A 13,078-nucleotide genomic window follows, 5' to 3' on the forward strand; every position below is an offset into this window, starting at 1 on the left:
CCCTTGCAAATCTATCAGGTTATTTCACAATGATATCTGTTTCAGCAGTTGGATAGATTTGAGGAGTATCGTTATAATATCCCACTACTCCAACAACATCAATAGTATCTCCAGCATTTACAAATGTAGATGGGTCAAATCCTGCTTTTCCACAATAAACAGTTAAAGTATTAACTCCATCAGTTACAGTTACACTTGAGGAAGATACATTCTCAATTGTTACATTGGTAAGTTTAACAAGCATTCCAGCATAGCTTTCTATATTTTGAATAGATGCTTCAGCAGGTTCTGGTAAATCTCCTTCTCCTGTAATAGTAAAATCTGTTTCAGAATCTGGCTTTATTTCAACCATCCCACTGTAAGAAGTTAACGTTCCACTAATAGTTACAAGAGAACCAACGGTTACGTCATCAGGAATATTTGAATAAACAGCTATTCCTTGAGTATCATCCTGAACAAAGATGAGATTACCAAAATCAGCAGTCACAACACCGGATACCTGAATATCTTTTCCTTCAAGTTCAGAATAGTTGTCATAAGCTTCCTTAATAGAGTCAAGAACAATTACAGAAGTTGTGTTATCTGTAACTGTTTCATTTTCAGAAGAGGTAGAAACAATTTCTATATCTGAATTAGTACGTGGAAAGATTTCCGGTTTATCAATATAGTATCCGATAACACCTGTAACATTAACAACATCACCCACATTTACCAGAGAAGAAATTCCAAGTCCAGCCTTATCGTAAATTGTAAGAGTATTCGCTCCATCACTTATGGTTACACTTGAAGAAGATACATCACTAACTGTAACATTTGAAATTTTCACAAGAGTTCCAAGATTATCCATAACTTCATCAAGTGTAATTTCCTTTGGAGATGGAACTTCACTTTCTCCGTTGATAGTTACATTATCTGCGTTAACTGGAACTATTTCAACCATACCGTTATACTTTGTCAACTCTCCACTTACTGTTACATTTGAGCCAACAGAAAGTTTATCAGCAACTTCGGAAGCTTCCCCAAGCCACACAGCAATACCTTCAGAATCATCCTGAATGAAAACAAGGTTTCCAAATTTTGCAGTTACAACACCTGTAGCCTGAACAATAGTATTCTCCAAAGAATCGTAATCTTCATAAGCTTCAGCAATAGAGTTTAATACAGTTACCTGTGATGCAATATCCTGATGACCGTAAATAGTTACATCATCAGCACTTACAAGTTTTAGCTCTTTTGTTCCTCTAAATTGGGTAACCTGAGCTCTCATTTTTATCATATCACCGGGAGAGAATTCAGGATGATGACAATCTCCAGCCCATACAACTATTGAGCCTGTATCATCCTTAATTGTAAGAAGATTTCCATCATAAGCTGTAGTAACAACTGTTGCATTTACTGTAACAAAACGACCGTAGTAATATTCAAAATTTGTGTCATCTGTAATTTCTGAGATTTTCATTTCAGGGTTATCTGAAAACTTATACACAATCGTTCTATTATAAAATTCACCATCTGAAGTTCTTACAGATATTTCAACATCATGGTTTCTATTGTCTATAACTGTAGGCGTAATAGTTCCTGTCACGTGATACCATGTAATTTTCGGAGTAACTACTGGTTTTACATCAAAGCAAACAGGTGTTCCGTTATCTATCGTGTAACAAACATCTTCAACTGTTTTATTCTCATAATAAACATTGAATTCTGCAGCCACAGGTTCATTTATTACAACATCCACAGGATTTAAAAGATTTATCTGTTTCGTTTTGCCTATACCTTTATAAAACCTGTTTATCTCACCATCTTTAATGTAGTAAACTGCATAACCTATTGGGTTTCCGTCAGGTGTCTTTCCAGTCTGCCACCAATCACCGCACGGTGCACCATCCTGATATTCGGGAATACCGTCTCTATAGATAACTCTATTATCATGAGTATGCCCCGCTACTATTGCTATGTGACCCTTATAAGGCTTGATTATATCCATAAAAGCAGAATAACTTTCATCTTCCCATGAACCAAGTGGCTGATGATATGCAATAATAATAAATTTGTCTTTATTTGCTTCAAGATCCTCTTTAAGCCAATCAAGCTGCTCCTGTGGAAGCCTAACTGCCCTGTATCCTGTTTCAGGAATCTCTTCAGGATCAAGCATTACAAAGTGATAGTTGCCTTTATCGTAAGAATAATAAGTTGTATCTTTATCCTTATCTATATACTCAAAAATTAAGCCGTTTCCATATCTTGGATCATCTTTATCAATATCGTTAACTTTTATACCTGCCTGATCATGATTTCCCGGAGCAAAGAGAAAAGGAATTCCAGAATCAACAATTGGATTATAAATGGTTGATTCAACAAGTTTAAACCATCTTTCATCTGTATCAAGATCATGGCTATCAGCAAGAGCAACTATATCACCTGTGTCAACGACAACCTCCGGCTCCATAGAAAGAACTTCTGCTACTGCTTTTTTCATTGTTGTCACAGGGGGAATTGTTCCTCCGAAAACATCAGCAACTTCTGTGTCGTTTGTTAGGTGAATATCGGCAAAGTGAGTGAAAAACGCTTCTCCGTACTTTGTTTCATTGTTCGCTTCATTATTTACACCATTACTACAACCAGCACCTGCCAGAAGACAAGAAGCAGAAAGCACAACCAATAATAATCTGCTTTTTTTAAAGACAGCCATGGCACTTCCTCCTTTAAATTTTTAAAAATTTTTGCCATGGCAATAATAATTTCTAATTAGTTAAATTTCCGTTAAAAATAAAAAAAAAGGGGGCAAAAGCCCCCTTTTTTAACTGGATTAACCTTAAAACTTATTCTTTATCCTCTTCATCTTTGGACTTTTCACAATACTGCCATGAAACTTTCCTGTATTCTTTCCTTCCGGTACCTGCAGGAATCAGTCTTCCGATAATCACGTTTTCTTTGAGACCTCTTAAGTAATCTCTCTTTCCTCTTACCGCGGCTTCAGAAAGAACTCTTGTTGTTTCCTGGAATGAAGCAGCGGAGATAAAGCTTTCGGTAGAAAGAGCAGCTTTAGTAATACCTGTGAGAACAGGTTTTGCTTTAGGAGGTCTCTTACCCTCCTCAAAAAGCTTTGCTCTTACCTTTTCAAACTCTTCTCTGTCAACAATCTCTTCAACGAGGAAGTTACTGTCACCTGCATCTTCTATCTTAACTTTTCTAAGCATTCTCTTAATAATCACCTCAAAATGCTTGTCGTTAATCTCAACACCCTGAGCACGGTAAACAGACTGAACTTCGTCAAGGAGGAATTTTTCTACAGCTCTTTCACCCATTATTGCAAGAATATCATGAGGGTTGAGCTGACCATCAGTTAGCGGCTCTCCTGCTTTCACATAATCGCCGGTTCTAACATAAATGTACTTACCTTTTGGAACTTCGTATTCTCTCTTAACACCTGTTTCAGGGTTAAGAATTGTTATCTTTTTCTTGGCTCTTTCAGTTTCAACATACACTTTACCGTCTATCTCTGCAAGAATAGCAGCATCTTTCGGCTTTCTTGCCTCAAGAAGCTCAGCAACCCTTGGGAGACCACCTGTAATATCTTTTGTACCACCTATTTTACGAGGGAGTCTTGCAAGCTGAGTACCGACTGTAACCCTTTCCCCCTCTTTAACCATTACACGGGAACCAACTGGAAGAGGATAGAAATCAATAACTTTACCATTATCATCAACAATCTCAATTGTAGGCTCATAGGGAAGTGTTCTGTACTCAAGAATTACCGGTTCTGTTTCTGAAATTGTTACACCTGGAATAATGTCTTTGTACCTTACATTTCCAGCCCTTAGAGCAAGGATAGGAACAGCAAGAGGATCCCATTCAACAAGGATTGTGCCCTTTTTAACTTTCTGTCCATCTTCAACTCTTAAGTAAGAACCGTAAGGTATATCATATCTTTCAAGATGTTTACCTGTTTTTTCGTCAATAACGGCAATTTTACCTGCTCTATTTATAACAATAACATTTCCTTCTGTATCCTTGATGGTATTAACGTCAAAAATTTTTACAACACCATCATGTTTTGCTCTGTATTCGGAAGCCTCAGCGCCACGCATAGCAATACCACCAATATGGAAAGTACGCATTGTAAGCTGAGTTCCCGGTTCACCAATAGACTGAGCAGCAATAATTCCAACTGCTTCTCCAAGCTGAACTTCTCTTCTTCTTGCAAGATCCAGTCCATAACACTTGGCACATACGCCAAAATCGGCTTTACAGGTCATAACAGATCTTATCTTAACACTATCTATACCGAGGTCCTCAATCCTTTGTGCCATTTCTTCAGAAATAAGTTCATTTTTGTGAACAAGAATTTCTCCGGTTATAGGATCAACTATATCTTCAGCTGCATATCTTCCTGCAATTCTTCTTGCAAGTGGAACGATAATTTCACCTGCTTCCATAAGAGCAGACATATCTATACCATCATCGCATCCACAATCTTCCATTGTAATAATTACATCTTGAGCAACATCAGCAAGTCTTCTTGTAAGGTATCCGGCGTCAGCTGTTTTAAGGGCAGTATCTGCAAGACCTTTCCTCGCACCGTGAGTAGAGATGAAGTACTCAAGAACTGTCAATCCTTCACGGAAGTTAGAGATAATAGGAGTTTCAATAATTTCACCTGAAGGTTTTGCCATAAGACCTCTTAAACCTGCAAGCTGACGAATCTGTGTTTGACTACCACGGGCTCCTGAGGAGAGCATCATATAAACAGGATTAAATGTTCCATCATTCGGAACTCTTCCCCTGCTATTTATATCGTGAGTTTTCATGTATTCCATCATATCTTTCGTTATCTGTTCTGTAACTCTGGTCCATATATCAACAATTTTGTTGTATCTCTCATCTTTTGAAAGAAGCCCTTTTCTGTACCCTTCTTCTATCATCTCAACTTCTTTCTTTGCCTTTTCTATAAGTTCTTTTTTTGTAGGTGGAATGTGAAGGTCATCTATACCTATGGAAAGTCCGCCCATAGTGGCAAGGAGAAATCCATTCTCTTTTAGCCTATCAAGCATATCTATCGTAGTTTCATTACCGTAGCGTTTATGAATATCGGCTATCATAGCAGCAATGGCTTTCTTACTCATAACCTTATTAAGGAACGGATAATCTTCAGGGAGGAGAAGGTTAAACTTAACTCTTCCTGCTGTTGTTTCAATGATTTCAGGTTTGCCAGAGGCGCTTTTTTCCGCCGGTATTCTAACTTTAATCTTTGCATGAAGTTCTATCAATCCAAGGTCAAGAGCTCTTAAAACTTCATCAAAATTTGCAAACGCCTTTCCTTCACCTTTAGCACCTTTCTTCTCAAGTGTAATGTAGTAAAGTCCTAAAACCATATCCTGTGAAGGAACGGCAAGAGGTTTACCGTGGGCTGGAGAAAGAATATTCTGGGTAGAAAGCATGAGAGTATAAGCTTCAAGCTGAGCTTCAAGAGAAAGGGGAACATGAACAGCCATCTGGTCACCGTCAAAGTCAGCGTTAAAAGCTGTACAAACAAGAGGATGAAGCTTAATAGCTTTACCTTCAACAAGCACAGGCTCAAAAGCCTGGACAGAAACCCTGTGAAGTGTTGGAGCACGGTTGAGGAGTACTGGATGTTCTTTAATAACTTCTTCAAGACATTCCCATACAACAGGATCCTGTCTCTCAACCATCTTTTTGGCTTGTTTTACAGTATTTGCATACCCTTTTTCTTCAAGTCTTCTGTAAATAAACGGTTTAAAAAGCTCAAGAGCCATTATCTTTGGAAGACCACACTGATGCATTTTAAGGTCTGGACCAATAACAATAACAGCACGACCTGAATAGTCAACCCTTTTACCAAGAAGGTTCTGCCTGAATCTCCCCTGCTTTCCTCTTAAAACATCTGAAAGGGATTTAAGAGGATGTCCTTTTGAGCTTCTTACAGGTCTTCCTCTACGGCCGTTATCAATAAGAGTATCAACCGCTTCCTGAAGCATACGTTTCTCATTTCTTATGATAATATCAGGAGCATCAAGTTCTATGAGCCTCTTCAAACGGTTATTTCTGTTTATAACCCTTCTGTAGAGATCATTAAGGTCTGAAGTTGCAAATCTTCCCCCTTCAAGAGGAACAAGAGGGCGGAGTTCAGGAGGAAGAACAGGTAAAACTTCAAGAACCATCCATTCAGGTTTATTATCACTTTCAATAAATGCTTCGGTAAGTCTTAATCTTTTTACCAGCTTCTTCAGTTTAGCTTCGGTAGTATCTTTTCTTGTAGCTCTTCTAATTTCTTCTTTAACAAGCTCTTTACTTTGAATTTTGCCTATTTCAACAAGGTAGTCTATATACCAATCAAGGGCTTTTCCGCCTTTTTCAATCTTTAATGTGCAGGTCTCAGCAATTTTTTTATAGTCTTCGTAAGGGATTATCTGTCCTTTTTCAAGGTTGCTGTCTCCAGGTTCAATAACTACAACAAGAGTGTTTTTTACAATACCTATAATTGTATCTTCCGAGAGACCGGTATAGTAAGAAATCGTTTCGACAGCAGCTTTAAAAACATTCGGAAGTCTTTTTTGAAGATCACTGTTAATGCTGTCTATCTCGCCAGAGTACATCCTTATCTCTTCACGAAGTTCCTCTGCAAGTTCCTCAAGATTGACCCTTTTAAGTGCTTCTTTTATCGCTTCAGCACCTATCCCGACTTCAAATGCATCTTCCCCAAGTTCTTCTATCTTCTCTCTGTATTCCTCTTCTGTTAAAATCTGAAACTGCTCAAGTCCTGTTTCCTCTTCATCTCCAGGGTCAAGTACTATATAGCTTTCAAAATAAACTACTCTCTCAACTTCACGAACAGAAAGACCGAGAAGAGCACCTATCTTACTTGGAACAGATTTAACATACCAGATATGGGTGCAGGGAGCTGCAAGGTCTATATGCCCAAACCTTTTTCTTCTCTCTTTAGAGAGAGTTACTTCAACACCACATCTATCACATATAACACCTTTATATTTTGAACCTCTATATTTACCGCAGAGACATTCAAAATCTCTTACAGGACCGAATATTTTTGCACAGAAAAGTCCATCTTTTTCAGGTTTTAATGTCCTGTAGTTTAAAGTCTCGGGAAGTTTTACTTCACCATAGGACCACTCTCTTATCTTTTCAGGAGAAGCAAGTCCTATCTCTATAGCATCAAAATCAAAAGTTTTTGGTTCTTCTGAGAAAATTATCTCTTTTTTCTTCACTACAGCTCCTCCTTAAAGGATTCTTTAAAAGGGGGATCTATCCCCCTTTTAAATTACTTTTCCTCTTTATCTTCAAAAAGCTTTTCTGCTTCGCTTTTCTGTTCTTCAACTTCTTCAATTTGCTTTATAAATTTCACATCAAGGGCAAGAGCTTTTAGCTCTCTTACAAGAACATTAAACGATTCAGGCAATCCAGGCTCAAAGGAATACTTTCCTTTAACAATAGATTCATAAACCCTTGATCTTCCTTCAACGTCGTCAGATTTAACGGTTAACATTTCCTGGAGAGTGTATGCAGCACCGTATGCCTCAAGAGCCCACACTTCCATCTCTCCAAACCTCTGTCCACCAAACTGTGCCTTACCGCCGAGAGGCTGCTGAGTAATGAGAGAGTAAGGACCGGTAGATCGGGCATGAATCTTATCATCAGCAAGGTGAATAAGTTTAAGCATATACATATAACCAACAGTTACATCCTGATCAAAAGGCTCTCCTGTTAGTCCATCATAAACTGTCAATCTTCCTGTTTCTGGAAGTCCTGCCCTTTTTAGAAGTCTCTTTATCTCTTCCTCTTTAGCTCCCATAAATATCGGAGATTCAAATCTTATACCTTTAGCAAGTTTTTTAGCCACTTCCCTCAACTCATCATCGGAAAGGGAGTCTATCAACTTGCTTATATTTTCATCATTATAGATAGCTTTTATCTCTTCTCTCACCATGTCAAGACCGACTTTTAAAAGTTTGTCTATCTTCTTGCCAAGTTCTTTTGCCGCAAGGCCAAGATGAGTTTCAAGGATCTGTCCCACGTTCATACGGGATGGAACACCAAGAGGGTTAAGAGTGATATCTATCGGCGTACCATCTTCAAGGAAAGGCATATCCTCTACAGGTCTTATTTGAGAAACGACACCTTTGTTTCCGTGACGACCTGCCATTTTATCACCAACAGTAAGTTTTCTCTTTGTAGCAATGTAAACTTTAACAACCTTGTTAACGCCTGCTGGCAGGTCATGTCCCATTTCAAGAGCTTTTTTCTTCTCCTCGTAAATGTTTTCTATGAGAGCTATCTTATCAACAGCTTTTATCCTTATTTCTTTAAGTTTTTTCTCAACTTTAGAATCATCAATTATTGAAGGTTTTCTTAAAGCGAAGAAAACAACATCTCTGACTTTATCCTCGGTTATCTTTTCTCCAGCAGAAATCAAGATATTTCCGTTGGCATCGTAAACGTCCTCTTTAACAGCTTTACCAAGAATCAACTCTGCAGCTCTGCGGTCTCTGTCCTCTTTAACTAGATTTATCTCTTCCTGTTTTGCCCTTTCAAGCTTTGCCTTTTCTTCACTTTCTATCAGCTGTGTTCTGACATCCTTCTTTTCACCTTTTCTTGAGAGAATCTTAACATCGATCACAACACCTTCAATACCGTGAGGAACGTAGAGAGAAGAGTCTTTTACACCTTTTGCTTTCTCACCAAAAATAGCCTGAAGGAGTTTTTCCTCTGGTGTTAAAACCTGCTCTCCCTTTGGAGTAACTTTCCCAACAAGAATATCTCCGGGTTTTACATAAGTACCTATTCTTACAATGCCCGATTCATCAAGATTTCTCAGGAGAGCTTCAGGAACACCAGGAATATCTCTTGTTATTTCTTCACGTCCAAGTTTTGTTTCAACAGCTTCACATTCAAGCTCCTGGATATGAATTGAAGTATAAACATCATCTTTTAACAATCTTTCACTTACTAAAATAGCATCCTCAAAGTTATACCCTCTCCATGGAATAAACGCTATAAGCACGTTTTTCCCGAGAGCAAGTTCACCATTGTCCATTGAAGGACCATCAGCTATTATCTGTCCCTTTTCTACTCTCTGTCCCTTTTTAACTATAGGACGCTGATTGATGCAGGTTTTCTGGTTTGATTTTTTGAATTTTTTAAGTTCGTAAACATCAAATCCGGTATCAACAGAGAGACCGCCCTCTGTAATCTCTTCAGGGTCAACCTTAACAATGATTTTATCAGCAGTAACACTTTCAACAACACCAGAACGTTTTGCAACAACCGCTCCACGGCTAAATAGTGCAACCGGTTTTTCCATTCCTGTAGCAACAAGAGGTGCTTCCGTTTTAACAAGAGGAACAGCCTGACGCTGCATGTTTGAACCCATAAGGGCACGGTTAGCATCGTCATGCTCAAGGAACGGAATCAAAGAGGCAGATACAGAAAACACCTGTTTTGGAGAAACGTCCATAAATTGAACTTCTTCTTTTTTAACAAGTTTAAATTCGGCTTTGTGTCGTGCCATCACCATATCAGAAGTAAGATTACCTTCCTCATCAACAGGAGCGTTTGCCTGAGCTATGATGTAGTTTTCCTCTTCATCAGCTGTCATGTAAACAATTTCATCTGTTACTTTTCCATTAACAACCTTTCTATAAGGTGTTTCAAGGAATCCAAGCCAATTTATCTTTCCGTAAGTTGTTAAAGAGTTTATAAGACCGATGTTCTGACCTTCTGGTGTTTCAATAGGACAGATACGTCCATAGTGGGACGGGTGAACGTCACGAACCTCAAATCCGGCTCTTTCTCTTGTTAAACCGCCGGGACCAAGAGCAGAAAGACGTCTTTTGTGAGTTGTTTCTGAAAGTGGATTTGTCTGGTCCATAAACTGACAAAGCTGTGTTAAGTTGAAGAACTCATTAAGAGGATTTATAGCAGTTCTCGGATTTATTAAATCCTGAGGCATAACGGATTCTACATCTGCAACAGAAAGTTTTTCTCTCACAGCTTTTTCAAGCTTGAAGAGACCTGATTTAAATGCTATCTCTGCAAGCTCTCCAACACCTCTAACTCTTCTGTTGCCAAGATGATCAATATCGTCATAATCTCTTATTCCAGCATGAACTTCAAGGAGGGCTTTTACAGTTCCGACTATATCGGCTTTATGGAGAAGTCTTCCTGCTTCATCATAATCAGGTTCAACAGCAAATTTTTCAACACCTGAAATCTCAAGAAGCTTAATTGCAACTTCCCTATCAAGGAAAGTTCCTTTGGGAACTACAATATCTCCTTCTTCGTTTTTTATATCCTCAGCTATTCTTAAAGGAGGAAGCCAGTCAATAGATGTTAAATCTTCTTTTGTTATCTCTTTTAACTTTTCATGAGGATAAACTTTTTCATTTACCTTGGCTCTACCCACTCTTGAAAGGTCATAGTGTTTTGTACTGAAAAACATCGTTTCAAAAAGCTTTTTAGCACCTTCAACAGTAGCTGTATCACCAGGCCTAACTTTCCTGAATATTTCAACATAAGCAGCGATAAGAGGATCCTCTATCTTTTCTCTTACTCTGTCTTTTCTCTCTTTTCTTAAAGTATTGATTATAACAGCACCGTAAGGTGTGGCTTTCCTGTGAACAGCTTTAAACTCTGCCCCTTCAGGGAGCTTTCTACTGCTTGTAGAAAGTTCCTCATAGGCTTCCTGAATAACTTCTCCAGTTTCAGGATCAACGATATCCTCTATAAGGTAATATCCAAGCATATCTTCGTTTGTTTTTACTTCACCGTTTTCATCTACAATATGACCGTCAACAATCCTGAATGTTTCCACTACATCCTTATAAAAGAGATCTATAATCTGCTCATCGGTTGTGACGCCAAAAGCTCTCAGGAGGTATGTTCCTAAAAATCTTCTTTTTCTATCTATTTTTACATAAAGAACATCATTGTGCGGAACTTCAAACTCTATCCAGGAGCCCATAGCAGGAATAATACTTGCAATGTCTATCGTTCTTGCAACTGTAGTTGTTTTAGATATCTCTTTTTTAAAGAAAAGACCTGGAGATCTATGAAGCTGACTTACAACAACCTTTTGAGTTCCATTGATAATAAAAGTTCCCCTTTCTGTCATAAGGGGAATTTCACCAAAATACATCTTATTTTCTTTTATTATTGGAGCTATTTTTTCTCCAGTTTTTGGGTCTTTCTGCCATACGTGAAGTTCAAAAAGAACTCTCAATGGTGCGGTGTAAGAAATTCCTCTTTCTATACATTCATCAGGAGTGTATTTAGGTCTAAAAACAACTTCCATTCCGCAGTTTGGACAAACAACACCTTTTCCACCAAGGCCGTTATACTTTCCACATTTACAATACCAATCGCCTATTTCATAACCTTTATAGTGAATTTCCACTCCAGATGTTTCATCAATTATAGGAAAAGCCTGTCTGAAAGCTGACTCAAGCCCTGTATTTTCTCTCTTTTCCGGATGCTTGTTTAATTGAAGAAACCGTTCGTAAGATTCAAAAGGAAACTCAAGAAGATCAGGGATTGGGAGAACTTCCTGTCTATCAGCAAAGGTTTTTCTAGGGAGGGATTTTTCTTTTTTGATGCCTGTTGTTATTTTTGTTGTCTGCATTTCACTCATACTGCACCCTCTTTTTTGGTTTTTAAAAATAGGACAAGGGTGGCTGTCAATAACCGACAACCACCCGCCAAGTAAGGAAATTTATTATATTTGCAGTTAATATGCAAGTGTTACTTAACTTCTACTTCTGCTCCAGCTTCTTCAAGCTTCTTAGCAATCTCTTCAGCTTCTTCTTTAGATACTCCTTCTTTTACCGGTTTTGGAGCACCATCAACAAGAGCCTTAGCTTCCTTAAGTCCAAGCCCTGTAATTTCTCTTACAACTTTGATAACCTGAATCTTCTTAGCTCCAGGATTTTTGAGAATTACATCAAACTCTGTCTTTTCAGCTGCAGCAGCTTCACCTGCACCGCCAGCAGCAACAGGGCCAGCAGCAACAACAGGCATATCAGATACACCAAACTTTTCCTTGATCATATTGATGAGCTCTACAAGCTCAAGAACAGTCATGTTTTCAATAGCTTCTACTATTTGCTCTTTAGTGATTTCAGCCATTCTTTACCTCCCTATACATTTAAGCTGTTTCTTTCTGAGATTTAATGTTTTCAAGTGCAACAACAAGTTTCTGGAATAGATTTTCCAGAGACCATGCAACAGCGTTCACCGGATACTTGAGTGTAAACGCAAGCTGTCCAAGAAGTTCCTCTCTTGATGGAACGGATGCAAGAGCTTTTAGCTGCTCAAAGTCAGCAACTTTTCCTTCAATTACTGCTGCTTTAAATTTTAACTTTTCATCCTCTTCTATAAACTTTTTGAGAGCTTTAGCAGCAGCAACAATGTCCTCAAAAGCAAAAGCTATTCCTGTAGGACCAACAAACTTGTCGGCTATCTGCTCTACAGGTGTTTCGGGATAGGCTTTTCTCATCAGAGTGTTTTTAACCACTCTGTATTCAGCTCCAGCTTCCTTCAGTGCCCTTCTAAGAGCACTACTTTCTGCTACTGTCATTCCCTGGAAGTCTGTAAGAACAATGAGAGGTGCCTTTGAGAACTTTTCTTTAAGTTCTTCAATAATCAGGGCTTTATCTTTTCTCGTTTTCAAAGGAGCTACCTCCTCAAGGTTTTAACAAGGCGGGAATGTAGAGGGAGGAAAGGCTGATACGGAACATTCCGTAATAATGAGACGCATCACTCTCCTTCGGTCTCAGTAGGCTGTCTTTTCAGACATTTAAGCCTATGCACCTACCCTCTACGACCGCCAACTGCTGAAGGTAATTATATGGTTAAAATATCACTTGTCAAGATAGAAAAACCTATTTTCCTGCATAGGTATACACATACTCCCCACCCACACCAGAGGAAAAAGGCTGCCCACCTGGTAGTTAAAATATTAAGAGCACTAAACATTCAAATTTTCAGAAAACCAAAACCACTACCAGGAGGACAACCATGCAGCTAAATATAAACCTATACCACG

5 protein-coding genes are annotated in these 13,078 nt (G+C 38.5%); all 5 read right to left on the reverse strand.

All coding sequences use genetic code 11. The features are described 5' to 3' along the window. Positions 1-19: 19 nt before the first annotated feature. A complete protein-coding gene (locus tag CHB58_RS06770) occupies positions 20-2,692 on the reverse strand; it encodes a metallophosphoesterase (protein WP_089323354.1) in 2,673 nt (890 codons plus the stop codon). A gap of 130 nt (positions 2,693-2,822) precedes the next feature. After that, positions 2,823-7,247, reverse strand: coding sequence for a DNA-directed RNA polymerase subunit beta' (gene rpoC / locus CHB58_RS06775; RefSeq protein ID WP_089323355.1), 4,425 nt, complete (start codon positions 7,245-7,247; stop codon positions 2,823-2,825). Positions 7,248-7,300: 53 nt separating this feature from the next. Further along, a complete protein-coding gene (gene rpoB, locus CHB58_RS06780; RefSeq protein ID WP_089323356.1) occupies positions 7,301-11,665 on the reverse strand; it encodes a DNA-directed RNA polymerase subunit beta in 4,365 nt (1,454 codons plus the stop codon). Positions 11,666-11,775: 110 nt separating this feature from the next. After that, on the reverse strand, positions 11,776-12,159 hold the full coding sequence (gene rplL / locus CHB58_RS06785) for a 50S ribosomal protein L7/L12 (RefSeq protein WP_089323357.1): 384 nt from the start codon (positions 12,157-12,159) through the stop codon (positions 11,776-11,778). Between the two features lie 19 nt (positions 12,160-12,178). Then, entirely contained in the window at positions 12,179-12,703 is a 525-nt protein-coding gene (rplJ, locus tag CHB58_RS06790) for a 50S ribosomal protein L10 (protein WP_089323358.1), read from the reverse strand. Between the last annotated feature and the right edge of the window lie 375 nt (positions 12,704-13,078).

Origin of the sequence: Desulfurobacterium atlanticum (assembly GCF_900188395.1) — a bacterium.
Classification (GTDB): Bacteria; Aquificota; Aquificia; order Desulfurobacteriales; family Desulfurobacteriaceae; genus Desulfurobacterium_A; species Desulfurobacterium_A atlanticum.